Origin of the sequence: Aquaspirillum sp. LM1, assembly GCF_002002905.1 — a bacterium.
Lineage (GTDB): Bacteria > Pseudomonadota > Gammaproteobacteria > Burkholderiales > Aquaspirillaceae > Rivihabitans.
Window position 1 is genome coordinate 646647 of the sequence record NZ_CP019509.1, and the last position, 16657, is coordinate 663303.

Consider the following 16657-nt stretch of genomic DNA (forward strand, 5'->3'; position numbering starts at 1 on the left):
TTTTGTTTTTGGCAAACACAATTTTTCTGAATAAATCAGTGCATCCTGAGTGTACTGGCCATCACCTATTGCTCCAGTTTTACGTATATCTACTCGCGTAGTATTACGTAGTAACTCATGTTGTTGTAATTAAGCTACGGTCTGCTGGTGATATATTGCCTAACTTCTTGCTAAATGACATATTGTTCGTCTATATTTTGCCATGTTCATAATTGCTAGCCGGCAGGAGAAGCCTCATGAATCAAGTGCCCAGCAGTACCCGCACCGCTTACACCACGCCCACGTATGCTGATGGGTCAAAGAACAGCAACACGCAGAGCAGGCCCGCCAGCACGGGCACCAGTCTGAGTGCCAGCGATGTGACCGTATCCCGGCAGGCCTATAGCCAGGCGAAATTTGATTCGTATGAGACGATGGATCGGAATACGTTGAGAAAAACGGGGTTGGCACTACTTCATCAACTTGATATTGCTGGAACAAAAAAAGCAAATGAAGAGGTGCCGGACTCTGATGATCCACAGCGATTGGCGCGGGCAAAACAGGCCACTGAGTTCTGCCTGCGAAGAAGCGATATTCAAAAAAATCCTTTCTTGAATTTGCCTCGAGAAGAGTTAACTAAGATCATTTATGATGATAGTGGTACATATACGGTTAATGAGCGGTCTGCTGCGCATAGTGAGCAATGTAGACAAGATTACAACTACTGGAACCCGATTATTGAAGATGCTTTCATGAGTCGGGATTATAGAAAGCACTATCGAGCGGCTATTGAGTTCCATGACAAGCTGTCTCCGATTGAGCAGTCTTTTGCACCAGCGGGCTATCGAGCAAATCTGGTTGGCTGGCTTGAGGATGAGGAGCAAAAATTTGGGAAATTAGATGGAGCGGCTAATGCACTTTTACCGGCTTCAGTGCATTCCAGTGCGGACAAACAGAAAAGTATGCACGAGCTATCAAGTGTATATAGTTGGCTAGGTATGCAGTCTACAGTGCCGGAAACACGTAATTTTTGGGGCAAGACACAGGGGGGGGATGTTGAAGGGTCTATTTTTAGAGTGACATGGAATAACCTAGCAGGAAACGTAAAAAAGTTTTTTCAGTAGGTTCACTAAGAGGTAATTATGCTAATTAACAAGCTTGTTGTTTTGGTATCCCTTTTTTCTGCAGTGGCATATGCTGGGCCAACCATATCCGTTAAGGTGAAGAATGCAGGCACGGTTCCGATTTATAGCACTCCCACAGGAGTCAATGATAGCTCTACTCAGTTAAAGTCCTCCCCAACTCCAATCGCCTCAATTCCACCTGGGAGTGTCAATGGCTTTTCTGTAAATAGCCCATATGCCAACAGTGCAGCAGCAACATTCACATAGACTGCTGGCAAGAAGAAATGTGCTTTTGCGACAGCTGTCACCATTCTCCCGCCACCACTGCTTACCGGCACGCCTACTGTGTCATGGACCAAGAGCGGCACATCGACAGGTTTGACCTCGGCAGTATGCCAAGCCACAATAACCTCAGTTGATTTTTCAGGTTATAGCTACTCCGTTGAATTCACTATGAAGTAACCGGATGTTCATGATGGGGCCATTTGCGGCACAATAATGGTTTTATCATACGCTGTTACGCCCAAGGTATCTATCTTGCCTGCTTGCTTTTTTGTTGCAGCGCGGCTTATGCCAAGTCTGTTGCTGTGCGCTGTCACACTGGCACAAGCCGCGCCCCCTCCGTCGCTTATACCGTTTGCCGCTGTGTCTTCTTCCTCCCTTGACGTCAGCCGCTCTCTTGTCTTAGATGAGGCTGTGCGCATTGGATTGGCCTTCAATCGCAGCATACAAGCCGCCTATCTAGGACGAGAGACTCAGGCATTCGACCTATACGTTGCCGAAGGCAAGTTCATCCCCAAAACCACCATCTCTGCTTCATATAAAACCCTGTCTGGCAGTGCGGGCCGAACACGGCAGATGGATGGCGGCATCACGTCGTTGCTGGCGCTGCCCACTGGAGGAACCTTGTCGCTGTCCACGGCCAGGGCCTTGCTGCCGGAGCAGGGGCTGCGCAGCACGCTCTCCAGCCTGACCCTGACCCAGCCCTTGCTGAAAAATGCCGGGCTGGCCATGGCCATGTCGTCGATTACCCAGGCCCGGCTGGCGGACGCCGCCAGCCGGATTGGCTTGCAGAATGTGATTGCCCAGACCGTCGCGCAGATTATCTATGCCTACCGCAATCTGTTGCGGGCGCAAGAGCAGATCAAGATTGCCCGCGATGGGCTGGCGCGGGCCACTCACTTTGTGGCCATGAATCAGGCACTGGCGCAGGCGGGCAGAATTCCGTCGATGGATGTGATCCAGGCCGAAGCCGATGTGGCCAATCAGGCGCTGGCGCTGGAAGAAAGTGTCAATCAGCTGGACAGTTATCGGCTGGAACTGCTGGGCTTGCTGTCGCTGGACCTCGACAGTCAGGTCAGCGCCGTGGCTGACGCCTGGGGTATGGACGCCAGCCCGATCACGCCGGATCAGCTGGCAAGCCTGATTGTGCAACACCCGGATTATTGGGCGGCGCAGCTGGCAGTAGAACGTGCCCGGCAGCGTTTGCGGGTGGCCAATAACCAGCAGCTATGGGATGTGTCACTGGTGGCTGGCGTCAATCAGAACACGCCGGGCAATAGCCCGGCAGAAGCCCGCAAGACGGATAAATACCTTGGCGCGCAGCTGAGCATTCCGCTGTTCGACCGTAGCATCGAGCAGGCGCGGGTATCGGCAGAAAACGACCTGAAAAACGAAAAAATACAGCTTGAGCAGGTGCGGCAAAGCCTGAGCAGCAAGATGATCAATGCCATCCGCAATGTGCAGGCCAGGGCCAAGCAGGCTGCGCTGGCGGATAAGGCCGCTGCGCTGGCGCGCCAGAAAATGGACATTGAACAGGAAAAACTGCGTTATGGCCGCTCCAGCAGCTTTCAGGTGATTCTGTTTGAAAACGACTTGCGGGCAGCAGAAAACAACCGGCTGAACGCCAGAATGAATTACCTGAATACCCAGGTAGAGCTATTGCTGGCCACCGGCATGCTGGTGGACAAATGGAATCTCCGGCTGATTTCCCAGGCGGAGATTCAGGTGTTATTGGAAGGGCAAGGTGATGAGGCTGATTGAACGTGTGCAGACTAGGCGCTGGCGCGTGCTGGCCACACTGGCCGGAGTGCTGGCGCTGGTGGGCGCGGGCACATATGGCTGGCGTCAAGTCAGCCACCCTGATGGGCTTGCGCCCAAGCAATGGGTAGTCCGCCGTGAGGATGTGAGCATGACGCTGGAACTGGTGGGCGTGGTGGAGTCTGCGCGCATTGTCAATTTGTCTGCGCCGTTTGATGGTGTGGTGACTGAAAAGCATTTTCTGCATAACCAGCGGGTGAACGCTGGCGACGCCTTGCTGAAAATAGACGCCTCCGAGCTGACCCACCAGCGCGCCGAGGCGGAAATTGCCTACCTGAAAGCGCAGGAACAACGCCGGCTGTTTGACCGTCTGGATAGCGTGCCAGATATCTCGCGCGCGCGCCGTAGCCTGACGCTGGCGCAGGCAGGCTGGTCGAATGCACGGAAAAAAGCCGAAGAAACCGCCATTCTGTTTGAAAAAGGCATTGTGTCGCGCAATGAACGCGACGACGGCGAAGAACAGGCCCGCCAACAGTCGGCCCTGGTTAAATCGGCAGAGGAAGAGCTGGCGTCTGCGCTGGAGCGATTTAATACCGTGCAAAAAAAAGTGGCCGAGGTCAACCTGGCCGCCGCGCAGCAAAAATACCAGGCTCTGCTGCACGCCGAGAAGGACAACCCGCTAAAAGCGCCAATCAGCGGGGTGGCGCTAGTGAGCCAGTCCGCCCAAGGCGGGCAAACGCCAGTAGAGCGCGGCAGCCGGGTAACGCGCGGCCAGCACTTGCTCAGCCTGATGGATCCAGACCACCTGGCGGCTGCATTCAAGGTGGATGAAGTGCTGGTGCGTCGGCTGGCCCCTGGCCAGGAGATGATGTTTCACAGCGACGTGCTGGGCCAGGCCATGCGTGGCAAGATCACCTTTATTGCGGCACAGGCTTCGCCTGTCTTGTCGGCAGCCAAAAGTGCCGAATTTGACGTGCGCGCTGCGCTGACGCCTGAGCCACCCTCCAGTGGCGCATCGGCGCTGGTGGGTTCCACAGGCAAGGTTACGCTGTCTTTTTTGCTATGGAAAAACGCCATGGTGGTCCCGGTCAGCTTTGTACACCCGGCGAATGCCGGTCAGGTGGTGTATGTGCAAGCGCGCAACCGTCAGCAGAGTGAAGCCAGGACAGTGCAGACCGGCCATATTCAGGATGGCCGGGTTGAACTGCGCTCAGGGGTGACACCGGGGGAAACGCTTGTTGAACAGCCCTTCTAACTTGGTTGAGCTGATTCAGGTCAGCCAAACCTTTCGCTGCCAACAAGGCGAAACCGCCGTGCTGTCCAATATATCGCTGTCGATCCGGCGTGGCGATTTTTTGGCCATTACCGGTGAATCCGGCTCGGGCAAGAGCACCTTGCTGAATATCATTGGCCTGCTGATGCCGCCTTCTGCCGGCACGGTGGTGTATCAGGGCAAGCCCGTGGACTTCAGCCTGGGCAATTATGTATCCAACCGCCCAGCCAAGCCGATAGGCTTTATTTTTCAGCAGTTCAATCTGATTCCTTCGCTGTCCGTGCTGGACAACATTGCCCTGCCGCTGCTGTATCAGGGTGTCAGCCCGCGTGAGCGCAGCGCGCAAAGCCTGCGCCTGCTGGAAAAACTGGGCATTGCCGCCAAGGCGCACATGCGACCGGACGATTTGTCCGGCGGGCAAAAGCAGCGTGTGGCCATTGCCAGGGCGCTGGTAACCCAGCCGGATTTGATGATTGCCGACGAACCCACCGGCAGCCTGGACCCCCAGCACGCCAGCGACGTGATGCAACTTTTGTGTGAGCTGAATCAGGAAGGCGTGGCGATTGTGATGGTCACCCACGACCTGGCGCTGGCCGCGCGGGCCAAATCCCGCTTGCTGATCCAGCAAGGGCGTATCACCCATGTTTGAACTCCGAACCCGATGGATCGTGGCAGAAGCCTTGCAGAACATCCAGCTCAAGCGCACCCGCGTGCTGCTGACCCTGGTGGGCATTGTGATTTCCACTGCCGCCGTGGTGGCGATTCTCACCATTGGCTGGAACGCCGCCAATGAGTCGGTACGGCGATTCTCTGCGCTGGGAGTGAATCTGTTTGTGGTCAGCAATCTGGAGCAGGGGCAGGCGCTGAGTGAATCGCGCATGGCCGATGAAAAACGCGCCTTGCAAAACACTTTTCCGTTTGTCGAGCGCGTTGCCACGGTGTTTTCGCTGTCTACCAGAGTCAAGGTACACCACCGTCAGGCTGATGCGGTGGTGTATGCCGGCGACGAGCAGTTCAGGCCGTTGATTTCTCCGCTGTGGGCCGCCACCGCCCCTGGCGAAACTGGCGTGTGGGTGGGCGCGGGCCTGATGGCCGAACTGGGTTTGCCGGCTTATCCGGGGCGGGATACCCGCCTGCGCATTGAAGGCCGTTATTACCCAGTGGCCGGGGTGTTTGCCGAGCTGGACAATATCCCGTTTGTGGACATCGATGCCCGCAATGCCGTCATTGTACCGATATCGGCCATCCGGCATATTTTTCCTGGCCCGGCATTTGCCCGCATGCTGATTCGCGTGCCGGCCCAGCAGGTGAATGAAGCCAATGCCAGCGCCTTGCGGGCGTACTGGATTCAGCGCGGCTTTAGTGCTGCCGAGGTGAATTATCCGGCCAAAATCATCGACTCGATGAAAACCCAGCAGCAGTTGTTGGCCTGGCTGCTGGCGGGCGTGGCGCTGATTGCCGTGGTGGTGGCGGCAGTGGGGGTGATGAGCAGCACCTTGTCCGACCTGGCCGACCGGCGACGGGAAATCGCCGTCCGGCTGATTGTTGGCGCCTCGGTGCGCGATATTTTCATCATGCTGTCGGTAGAGGCTGCCGTGCTCAGCCTGCTGGGGGCGGCAGCCGGCGTATGCCTGGGGGTGCTGTGCGCCGCCCTGGTGGCCTGGGCCGCCGGCTGGGCATTTGCCGTACACGGTGGCCATGTGCTGCTTGCCGTGCTGTGCTCCAGCACCATCTGCCTGGGGTTTTCCCTGCTGCCGGTGCGCTATCTGATGCGCCCTTCCATGGTGGATGCCCTGCGCGCGGAATAAGCGTTGCCAGGGAAGCATTGGAAAAAATCATCATTTCTGCATCAGTTGGAATCCATGGTGTTGATTTTAATGGGTTTTTTGTAGGGATGATGCTTCTGGGTAAATCAGAACATCTCCAGGTATGGCCTTTTTTCAAAACAGTTTTCTTGTGCCAGGTCCGGCATTTTTTGGTGCCGGTTAAGGATACGCTGAAAAAATCGTCATTCCCGCGAAGGCGGGAATCCAGGGTGTTGATTTTGCTAGGTTTTGATTTTGGTAAACACGATTTTTCTGAATAAATCAGCGCATCCTTAAGTGGTATTTAATTTTATTTGAATAAGTAAATATAATTTATTTTTGCATGAATATTAAGTAAAATTACGTATTATTTTCTAGGTAAAACTACGTGGAACACGCTGATTTTATGGGGAAATTTGCTGAAATACAACATTCTACCATCACGAGCTTGACGCAGGGTTCAAGTCGGTCTACATTGAATATGCGTATAAAGCATGTTTTTATTTTCTTGTTTGATAAAAGGGGTTGGCAATGAAAAAAATTATACTGATGTGTGCAATGCTGGGGTTTGCTGCACAGAGTCATGCGGTGGTGGGGTAGTGGAGTAAACAAACGGCGCATTATCCCATCTACTTTAGTGGGGGATATGCTGAAATGCCGTTTGGTGCACCTATTTCAATCGCACCGCTGACTTCTTTTGTGACGTCGGTTTCATATCAGTGGACTGGGTATGGAAATGCAAATACATCCAGAATTGTTGAAATTTGCTATTCGGCCAAGTATTCGACAACCATCGGGAGATGTCAAACCATTTCTGATAGGCAGCAAGCGGTTATCCATAGTTTTGATGGCTTAGATGCTTCAGGTAAATTCTGGATTCGACATCGTATTTTTGGTGGCAGCTACCCTGCTATTTCTAGTGCATCAGACTCTGTGACAGTGATGCACCAATAGTAGCTTTGACTTCATGGTAAGGTGAACTTAAGTAAGTGCTTTGCCATGATTGCTTTTGCATGGAGAAAAAAATGAACACTAATATAACCAGCGGTCTTTCTATGGTAGGGAACACATTTTCTACTGCCAAGTCAGCCGTATCAAGTGATTCCACCACCAGTAAGTCTAGAGGGCATGCATTAATGCTTGAGCGCTTGTGGCGCATCAAGGATCCTTCTGCTCCTGAGCCGAAAATTCTATCCACTGTCACTACTGACATGTTGTCAGGTAATTCATTTGACTTTTTATCATATTCGGATCGTCGGTTGCTGGAAAAAGCCTACACTTACGCAGAAGACAATAATATTGACTTGGAGCAGGTGGATTTGCTGGCTTTTGATATGGCAGGTTATCGTATGGCAGGTCCTGGTGGGCATATTCCAAATAAACCAGGGAACTCCTATACGCTGGATGGCAAGTGGATAATAAATGCATTCGACGAGCGAGATACCAAAATTGCTTACCAAATCAAAAATGGCAAGGCAATGTTGAGTACTGAGTTTGATCGGGGGTTTTTGAATGAAGCACTAGACCCAGAAAAAGCGCCTACGCATGGCGTTGACTTTGCCTTTCTAGCCAAAATGGTGAAAGAGTTTTCCGACCAAGCCGGCCAGCCAGATGAAAATCTCCAGATGCCAGATGACCCCAATCGTCGCTATGCTGAACCAGGGCGAGGGTCGTATCTGGTCGAAACCCTCAACGGCAAAAAACCGCCCACCCATCCAGATAATCTGGGCAAAAATGCCGACGGCAGTGGGGATGTGCTGAATTACCTGACCAAGCAAGACCGCAAAAAACTGCTGCAGGCCTATCAAATGCTGATGTCGCTGGGCATGAGCACCGATCAGCTTGACCAAACCGCCACCAGCCTGGGGGCGGTGCGCATGCGCGAAGCCACCGGCCAATCGGCCCCGGCCAGCAGCACAAGCGCTACCCATAAAGCCACACGCGCATACAGCAGTCAGAACGGTTTGACCTCACTGCTGGATACCCTGAGCCCGGCCAATCGGCAAAAAAATCGCCAACCGGTCACGCAGATGTCCAAGGTGCTGGAGAAGCTGTTGATGGCAGAAAAGGCCGAGCAGACGGGGCGGGCCTGATAAAAAATAGCGGATGTGTGCCATGTCCTCCGAATAATGTGTCCATGATGAGTTGGGTTATTCGGAGGATATATTACATCAGCCATCACGAAAATTGGTTACACCCTGAGAAGGCATAATACATGAGCAATATTTCTTACCTGGGCGCAAGCAATAGCGTCTACCAAGCAAAGAATGCTGCTATAGCTTCTTCTACCGTATCTGCTGATGCTTCATTAAAAAATCAAAATGCATCAAACACTCAAGTCACTTTGAGTGGTAAAGCTGTCATGCTGAGCCGGTTGTGGCGAATTAATGATCCTTCTGCATCTGCACCAAAAGTATTGTCCTCTGTTACCACTAATATGTTGACCGGTAATTCTTATGATTTTCTCTCAAGCTCAGATCGCAAGTTTCTTGAGAAGGCGTATACCTATGCACAAGAAAAGAATATTGATCTGGCCCAGGTAGATAATCTGGCTACTGATATGGCTGCATATAGAATGCTGTATGCTACAAATGGTCCTGGCCTTAGCGCAATTGGTCCGGGTAATATTTTTACTACAGATGGCAAAGAAATTGTTTATGCATTCAATGAGAGTGACTACTATACTGCTGAGCGTATCAAATCAGATTCAGCATTGTCTTCTACCGAAGTTGATGGTGGGTTTTTAAGATATGCTTTGGATCCATGGCAGAATTCTGTTCATGCTGTAGATTTTAAATTTCTGGAAAGAGTGGTGATTGATTTTTCTGCGGAAACAGGCCGGGCAATCAATGAAAATACGGCAACAGCAGGCAAGGCCAGTCCAGATCTCCATTTTGGTGTAAATGGGTACTACGTTAAAGAGAAATCCAGTACTTCCAGTAGCACATCCGACAAGGCCATAAATAATACGCCTAATGTATTAAGTTATCTGTCTGAGCAAGACAGAAAGCAATTGATTGGTGCTTATAAAATGCTGATGTCGCTGGGTATGAGCACCGAGCAACTGGATCAGGCCGCCACGCGCTTAGGGTCAATGCGCATGCATACGGTGACTGGACAATCCAGCGCAAGCAGCTATGCCTCAGCGCAAACTGCCAACAAAGCTATTGGGGCTTACCATCGTTCGGATAGTGCCTTTTCACTGTTTGATAGCATGCTTCCTGCCAACAAACCAAAGAACCACACGCTCATTGTCCAAATGTCGAGTGTACTGGAAAAGCTGCTGATGGCGGAAAAGGCCGAGCAAGGTTGAAGTACGAGTGTTGCTCAACACCAGATGGCGGCAAACGGGAGTTGGCCGCTTTTTCTTAACGCTTACGGAGAGCTATCATGAGCATAAGCGCAATAATCAGCCCAACATCATCCGGGGTGCAACTGTCTAAATCATCGGCAGCAAGCGCCAGCGCTCAAGAATCTCGCGCATCCCGTGGCCATGGTTTGATGCTTGAGCGCCTTTGGCGTATTAAAGACCCTGCTGCTGCTGAGCCAAAAGTGCTGTCCGTTGTAACTACAAACATGCTGACAGGTAATTCCTATGACTTTCTTTCTTCTTCTGATCGGAAGTTATTGGAAAAAGCTTATACTTATGCCGAGCAAAATAATATCAATCTTGAACAAGTTGATGCTCTCGCTTTTGACATGGCTGTCTATAGAATGGGCGTGGCTTCTGGTGGTTTAACATCAAATAAGCCTGGCGATATTTATACGCCTGATGGCAAGTGGGCTATTGCTGCTTTTGATGAGCGAGATACCAAGCTTGCCTATCAGATTAAAAATGGAAAAGCGGCCCTAAGCACACAGTTTGATCATGGCTTTCTCAATGAGATCTTTGATCCTGAAAAGCATTCGACACATGCGGTGGATTTCAGTTTTCTAGCCAAAATGGTGAAAGAGTTTTCCGACCAAGCCGGCCAGCCAGATGAAAATCTCCAGATGCCAGATGACCCCAATCGTCGCTATGCTGAACCAGGGCGAGGGTCGTATCTGGTCGAAACCCTCAACGGCAAAAAACCGCCCACCCATCCAGATAATCTGGGCAAAAATGCCGACGGCAGTGGGGATGTGCTGAATTACCTGACCAAGCAAGACCGCAAAAAACTGCTGCAGGCCTATCAAATGCTGATGTCGCTGGGCATGAGCACCGATCAGCTTGACCAAACCGCCACCAGCCTGGGGGCGGTGCGTATGCGCGAAGCCACCGGCCAATCGGCCCCGGCCAGCAGCACAAGCGCTACCCATAAAGCCACACGCGCATACAGCAGTCAGAACGGTTTGACCTCACTGCTGGATACCCTGAGCCCAGCCAATCGGCAAAAAAATCGCCAACCGGTCACGCAGATGTCCAAGGTGCTGGAAAAGCTGTTGATGGCGGAAAAGGCCGAGCAGGCAGGGCGGGCCTGACTGAGGGCGTGAGGGGGATCCTATTTTGGCTCAACCCGGCCACATCAGCGCGGTGGTCACCAGCAAAAAGCCGATGAACACGCTGCGCAGCCAGCGCTCTGGCAGGCGGCGGGCGCAGGCCACGCCCCAGGAAATGGTGGAGAGCCCGCCCAGCGCCATGGGCAGGCCCAGCGACCAGCTGACCTGCCCGGCGCTGGCATAGGTGCTCAGCGCAATCAGCGAGCCGGGTACCACCAGCGCCAGCGCCAGCCCCTGCGCAGCGGCCTGGCGATGACCAAAGCCGCGTACCAGCATCGGCGTGGCCACCAGCCCGCCCCCTACGGTAAACAGCCCGGAAAACACCCCGCTGACCACCCCCACCACCGGCAGATAACGGGCAGACAACACCCGTGGCTGCGGTGCGTGCGCCCGTGGCGGGCGTGCCACCAGCCAGCACAGATACACACATAGCCCAAGCAAAAAGCCGATAAACACCCATTGCAGGGTGTGATGGTCCAGCCCCACTGCCAGCCGCGCTGCCGGGTAGGAGGCCAGCATGGCAATGCCGCCCAGGCCCAGCGCCCGGCTCAGTGGGATGGCGTGGTGCTGACGGTAGCGGTAAAACGCCAGCAGCACATTGGGCACAATCATCACCAGCGCGGTGCCCTGCGCCATGGATTGATCCATGCCAAACCACAGCGCCAGCACCGGAATGGCCAGCAGCCCGCCGCCAATGCCCAGCAAGCCACCCACCCCGCCCAGCGCGGCCCCCAGCACCGCGCCCAGCCCGGTGACTGTCAGCAATGCCCCGATTTCGCCTGGCTGTCCCATGCCGGGTGTCCTTGTGTGTGTCAGTGTGGCATTCAGTGTAATCCGATATTTACAGGCTTATAATGCCCGGCCATAACAAGCTATTCTTGTGCTGGAGGGCAATAATGGACGGGCTATCCGATCTGGCGTTCTTTACCGCCTTACTGCGCGCCGGCAGCCTGGCGGCGCTGGCGCGCGAGCAGGGCGTGACCCCGCCCGTGATCAGCCGGCGGCTGGCGGCGCTGGAGGCGCGGCTGGGCTTGCGCTTATTGCAGCGCACCACCCGGCGCATGCACCTGACCCAGGAAGGCGAGCTGTACGCGCAACGCGGCCAGGCGCTGCTGGACGAACTGCACGCGCTGGAAGCCGACGTGGCTGCCCGCCATCTGGCCCCGCGCGGACTGTTGCGGGTAAATGCCTCGTTTGGCTTTGGCCGTTGCCATATTGCCCCGGCTGTCAGTGACTTTGCCCGCTGCTACCCGCAGGTGGGGGTGCAACTGACGCTGACCGACCGGCCAATGAATCTGGTGGAAACCGGTCTTGATCTGGGCATCCGCGTGGGCGGCCTGCCCGACAGCCGCGACCACGCCTGCCGGCTGGCGGCCAATCGCCGGCTGCTGTGCGCCGCGCCAGACTATCTGGCGCGCTGCCCGGCACCCACTACGCCGGAGGCGCTGGGACGGCATCAGTGCATTGTGATCCGGGAAAACAATCAGGCGTATGGCAACTGGCAGCTGCGTCAGGGCCACCGGCAGGTGACGGTGAAGGTGGATGGCGCGCTGTCCACCAACGATGGCAGCACCGCACTGGCATGGGGGCTGGCCGGCCACGGCATTTTATTGCGCTCCACCTGGGAAATTGCGCCGCTGCTGCGCAGTGGCCAGTTGATTGAAGTCTTGCCGCACTGGCAGTTTCCCCCGGCGGACGTGTATGCGGTCTATCCGCAACGCGCCCACGCGCCAGCCAAGCTACGGGTGTTTGTCGATTTCTTGCTGGCGCGCTTTGCCGGGCATCGTGGGCCAGATCCACAGGCGGCGTGGTAGCGCTTATTTTGGCAGCATCAGCGCCACGGTCACGATCAGGAACAGCACAAAAATGCCACGCAGCTTGCGGTCGGGCAGTTTCTGCGCCAGCGCCACCCCGTGCGAGATGGTGGTCAGCCCGCCAATCGCCATGGGGAAGCCCAGCCACCAGTTCACCACGCCCGCGTGGGTGTAGGTGGCCATCGCCACCAGTGAGCTGGGCACGATCATGCACAGCGCCAACCCTTGTGCGGCTGCTTGGCGGTAGCCAAACAGCCGCACCAGCATCGGCGAAGACACCGTGCCGCCGCCCACGGTAAACAGCCCGGAAAACGCCCCGGCCACCACTGCAACCAGCGGTAACCAGCGGGCGGGCAGTATACGCGGCGGCGCATCGCCGGCGCGGCGGGCGTACAACTGCCAGCTGAGGTAGGCAATCAGCCAGAGCAGAAAGCCAATGAATATCCAGCGCAGCGTGGCATTGTCCAGCGACACCGCCAGCCGCGCTGCCGGGTAAGACACCAGGATCGAGATCAAGCCCAGGCTGGCGGCCAGTTTCAGTGCAATCGGGTGGTGCTGGGAGTAGCGCCAGAACGCTATCACCACATTGGGGGCAATCATCACCAGTGCGGTGCCCTGCGCCACAGATTGATCCATACCAAACCACAGCGCCAGCACCGGAATGGCCAGAATGCCCCCGCCAATGCCCAGCAAGCCGCCACAAAAGCCCAGCGCTGCGCCCAATAGCAGCATTCCCGGCCACACCACATACCAAGTAGACATACCTATGCATTCGTTCTGGTTTAACTCGGCGCCCAGTGTAATCCATTCGCTTGTCCTGAGCGTGAAGGCGGGCAAGAAAATGATCGATATGGCGTATGCCGCCAGCGTGCTGGCTGCCAGGGCGTGGCCGCTGATGACGCCCGCCCTCTTGCCTTGTCCGGGGCGATCCCCTCTAATAGGCGGTTCCCGATAGCGTTGATAGATCATGGTTGCCGTTACCCGCCCGCTGGCCGATTCTCTGGCCGATGCCGCCGACCCCCAGCTCTGGCTGGCCGGCCTGGCTCCGCAATACTCCCCGGCTGAATTCGCCTTGGTGGAAAAAGCCTTCCACGCCGCGCGTGCGCTCTACCAGGGCCACCGTCTGGCGCATACCCAGGAGGACATGTTCAGCCATGCCGTGGCCGCCGCCGCCATTGTGGCCGACCTCAACCTGCTGGCCGATGCGGTGATGGCGGCGCTGCTGTTTGCCGCGCCGGATTTGCGCGAGGACAGCGAAGCCTGGCTCAGCCAGGAGTTCAACCCGGTGGTGGCCGGGCTGGTGCTGGGCGGCTCGCGGGTGCGCAAGATTCAGGAGCTGGGCAGCCAGCACGACGCTGCCACGCCCGAGGCGCGCAGCCGTCAGGCCGAGGCGATGCGCCAGATGCTGCTGGCCATGGTGGCGGATATCCGCGTGGTGCTGATCAAACTGGCCTGGCGCACGCAAACCATGTACCACCTGTCGCGGGTGGCCGATGAAGCCGTGCGCCGCCGGGTGGCCAGCGAAACGCTGGACATCTTTGCCCCACTGGCCAACCGGCTGGGGGTGTGGCAGATCAAGTGGGAGCTGGAAGACCTGGCGTTTCGCCACCTTGAGCCCGACACCTACAAGAAAATTGCCAAACTGCTGGACGAACGCCGGCTGGATCGGCTCAGCTATATCGAACAGGTGCTGACCACCCTGCGCGGCGAGCTGGCGGGGGCCGGGCTGCACGCCGACGTGGCGGGCCGACCCAAGCACATTTACAGCATCTGGAAAAAGATGCGTAAAAAGAACCTGGATTTTTCCGAGCTGTACGACATCCGCGCCGTGCGCATTCTGGTGGATAGCCACAAGGACTGCTACACCGCGCTGGGGCTGATTCACAGCCTGTGGCAGCCGGTGCCTGGCGAGTTTGACGACTACATCAACCAGCCCAAGGCCAACGACTACAAAAGCCTGCACACGGCGGTGATTGGCCCGGAAGATAAAGTGGTCGAGGTGCAGATCCGCACCTTCGAGATGCACGAGCACGCCGAATTTGGCGTGGCCGCGCACTGGCGCTACAAGGAAGGCGGCAAGGGCGATAGTGCTTACGAAGAAAAAATTGCCTGGCTGCGCCAGCTGCTGGACTGGCGCGAGGAAGTGTCCGACCGCACCGGCCTGGCCGATGCCTTCCAGACCGAGCTGTTTGCCGACACCATCTACGTGATGACGCCGGTGGGCAAGGTGCTTAGCCTGCCCACCGGTGCCACGCCCATCGACTTTGCCTACGCGGTGCATACCAATCTGGGGCATCGCTGCCGGGGGGCCAAGGTGGACGGCCAGATTGTGCCCTTGTCCACGCCCTTGCATAACGGCCAGCGGGTGGAAATCCTCACGGTGAAAGAAGGCGGCCCGTCGATCAACTGGCTGCACGATGGCTGGGTGACCAGCCACCGCGCCATCAGCAAGATTCGCCAGTGGATTCGCCAGCAGAACGCCCATATCGCCATCGACGCCGGACGGGCGTTGTTCGACAAGGAACTGGCGCGCCTGCCCGGCCTGCAGCCCAATCTGGACGCGCTGGCCGAGCGCCTGCAGGCGCGCAATATGGACGAGGTGTTTGCCGCGCTGGGCCATGGTGAGCTGTCGCTGAAGGCCCTGCATCAGGCGCTGACCAGCTTTGCCCCGCCCGAGCCGCCAGCAGATCTTGACCCGGAAAGCCTGGTGCGGCGCAGCCGCGCCGGCCACGATGCCGGCGGTATTCTGATTGAGGGCGTGGACAATCTGATGACCGTGCTGGCCAAGTGCTGCAAGCCGGCACCGCCCGACCCGGTGGTGGGTTTTGTCACCCGGGGCCGGGGGATTTCCATCCACCGGGTGAATTGCCGCACGCTCAAGCGCCTGTCCAGCGAAGCCCCGGAACGGCTGATCACCGCCGACTGGGGCCGGCAGGATCACAGCCTGTTTGCCATTGATGTGGAAGTGATTGCCCGCGACCGCCCCGGCCTGCTGCGCGATTTGTCCGACATCCTGTCGCGTGACAAGGTCAATGTGACGGCGGTGCATACCCTCAGCCGTGAAGCGCACGCGCGCATGCGCCTGACCCTGGAAGTGCGCCATGTGCAGGATATCCAGCGGGTGCTGTTTCATGTGATGGAGGTGAAGGGTGTGCTGGAGGCGCGGCGGGTGTGATATGCGTTTGGGTTAATTTTTTGGGGTGGGCATGGGTTTTGGTGTGCGGATTGGCCCGTGCCTGGCGCGCTTGTCTCTTGCTTGCCACACGTCAGATACGCTGCACTGCACAAATTTATACTGCACTGCACAAAAAATACTTGCCAAACCGCAAGGCTGGTTCGATAATTCAGTCTACATCAGGACGTTGCATGCAATGTGTGCGTTTTGGTGTTGTCTCCTCCATCCTCCTTCTATAGGTGGAATTCAGCGCAACTGCTTGCTAGCGGTTGCGCTCTTTTTTTGCCTGTTGTCCGGCGGACACATTCGGACCAGGATGGCTATTTTGCACTGCAAGGTAAGCGTGGGCCGGCAGCCGGGTTTTCCCGCCATTTGCGCGGCAGGCGGGCGGGTTTGCCTGCCAAGGCAAAGCTGTTTGAAAAATCAGGCGCTTGCCTTTGCGTGGTTATCGTGTACGCGGTTTGACAGTCGTCTTCCTGCTGTAATAGAATCTACAACTTTCAAGAATTTTGACTGGAAGAGTTTCCATGAAAACCTTTTCTGCCAAGCCGCACGAGGTTAAGCGCGAATGGTTCGTGGTGGATGCCACCGACAAGGTGCTCGGTCGTCTGGCCGCTGAAATCGCCCATCGTCTGCGCGGCAAGCACAAGCCGGAGTTCACCCCGCACGTTGACACCGGTGACTTCATTGTTGTGGTAAATGCCGAAAAAATCCGCGTGACCGGTACCAAGGCACAGGACAAGAAGTACTACCGCCACTCTGGCTACCCCGGCGGTATCTACGAACGTACCTTTACCGAGATGCAACAGCAGTTCCCTGAGCGCGTGCTGGAAAAAGCCGTCAAGGGCATGCTGCCGAAAGGCCCGCTGGGCTACGCCATGCTGTCCAAGCTGAAGGTGTACGCCGGCAACGAGCATCCGCACTCCGCACAGCAGCCGAAAGTGCTGGAAATCTGATAAAGGCTGGAA

General features: G+C 56.1%; 14 protein-coding genes. 12 read left to right on the forward strand and 2 right to left on the reverse strand.

The features are described 5' to 3' along the window. Nucleotides 1-236: 236 nt before the first annotated feature. From BXU06_RS17200 to BXU06_RS02940, 9 genes are all read left to right on the forward strand, one after another. The gene (locus BXU06_RS17200) at nt 237-1103 is read left to right on the forward strand and encodes a hypothetical protein (RefSeq protein WP_150125075.1); all 867 of its coding nucleotides are present in this window, start codon (nt 237-239) and stop codon (nt 1101-1103) included. Between the two features lie 696 nt (nt 1104-1799). Then, complete coding sequence (locus BXU06_RS02910; RefSeq protein ID WP_171982091.1) at nt 1800-3146, forward strand: TolC family protein; 1347 nt, start codon at nt 1800-1802, stop codon at nt 3144-3146. Then, complete coding sequence (locus tag BXU06_RS02915; protein WP_077296655.1) at nt 3133-4398, forward strand: efflux RND transporter periplasmic adaptor subunit; 1266 nt, start codon at nt 3133-3135, stop codon at nt 4396-4398. The genes BXU06_RS02910 and BXU06_RS02915 overlap by 14 nt, the downstream gene beginning before the upstream one ends. After that, nucleotides 4382-5065, forward strand: coding sequence for an ABC transporter ATP-binding protein (locus tag BXU06_RS02920; RefSeq protein ID WP_171982092.1), 684 nt, complete (start codon nt 4382-4384; stop codon nt 5063-5065). Before BXU06_RS02915 ends, BXU06_RS02920 begins: the two co-directional genes overlap by 17 nt. Then, a complete protein-coding gene (locus BXU06_RS02925) occupies nt 5058-6224 on the forward strand; it encodes an ABC transporter permease (protein WP_077296659.1) in 1167 nt (388 codons plus the stop codon). The genes BXU06_RS02920 and BXU06_RS02925 overlap by 8 nt, the downstream gene beginning before the upstream one ends. 651 nt (nt 6225-6875) lie before the next feature. Then, nucleotides 6876-7175 (forward strand): hypothetical protein, encoded by a 300-nt coding sequence (locus tag BXU06_RS17205; RefSeq protein WP_150125076.1) that lies wholly within the window; start codon nt 6876-6878, stop codon nt 7173-7175. A gap of 71 nt (nt 7176-7246) precedes the next feature. After that, entirely contained in the window at nt 7247-8314 is a 1068-nt protein-coding gene (locus BXU06_RS02930) for a hypothetical protein (RefSeq protein ID WP_150125077.1), read from the forward strand. Between the two features lie 122 nt (nt 8315-8436). Then, complete coding sequence (locus BXU06_RS17210; protein WP_150125078.1) at nt 8437-9534, forward strand: hypothetical protein; 1098 nt, start codon at nt 8437-8439, stop codon at nt 9532-9534. A 77-nt stretch (nt 9535-9611) separates the two neighbouring features. Then, a complete protein-coding gene (locus tag BXU06_RS02940; RefSeq protein ID WP_150125079.1) occupies nt 9612-10682 on the forward strand; it encodes a hypothetical protein in 1071 nt (356 codons plus the stop codon). Nucleotides 10683-10712: 30 nt separating this feature from the next. On the opposite strand, the gene BXU06_RS02945 is transcribed toward BXU06_RS02940, so the two are convergent. Next, the gene (locus BXU06_RS02945) at nt 10713-11492 is read right to left on the reverse strand and encodes a sulfite exporter TauE/SafE family protein (RefSeq protein WP_077296668.1); all 780 of its coding nucleotides are present in this window, start codon (nt 11490-11492) and stop codon (nt 10713-10715) included. Between the two features lie 104 nt (nt 11493-11596). Between BXU06_RS02945 and BXU06_RS02950 the strand changes: the two genes are divergently transcribed. Continuing rightward, nucleotides 11597-12514: a LysR family transcriptional regulator gene (locus BXU06_RS02950; protein WP_077296670.1), complete on the forward strand. Its 918-nt coding sequence runs from the start codon at nt 11597-11599 to the stop codon at nt 12512-12514. A 3-nt stretch (nt 12515-12517) separates the two neighbouring features. On the opposite strand, the gene BXU06_RS02955 is transcribed toward BXU06_RS02950, so the two are convergent. Then, nucleotides 12518-13276, reverse strand: coding sequence for a sulfite exporter TauE/SafE family protein (locus BXU06_RS02955; RefSeq protein ID WP_077296672.1), 759 nt, complete (start codon nt 13274-13276; stop codon nt 12518-12520). Between the two features lie 205 nt (nt 13277-13481). Here BXU06_RS02955 and BXU06_RS02960 point away from each other — a divergent pair, with 205 nt between their 5' ends. After that, nucleotides 13482-15689 (forward strand): bifunctional (p)ppGpp synthetase/guanosine-3',5'-bis(diphosphate) 3'-pyrophosphohydrolase, encoded by a 2208-nt coding sequence (locus BXU06_RS02960; RefSeq protein WP_077296674.1) that lies wholly within the window; start codon nt 13482-13484, stop codon nt 15687-15689. Between the two features lie 527 nt (nt 15690-16216). Beyond that, complete coding sequence (rplM, locus tag BXU06_RS02965) at nt 16217-16645, forward strand: 50S ribosomal protein L13 (protein WP_077296676.1); 429 nt, start codon at nt 16217-16219, stop codon at nt 16643-16645. The last annotated feature ends 12 nt before the right edge of the window (nt 16646-16657 follow it).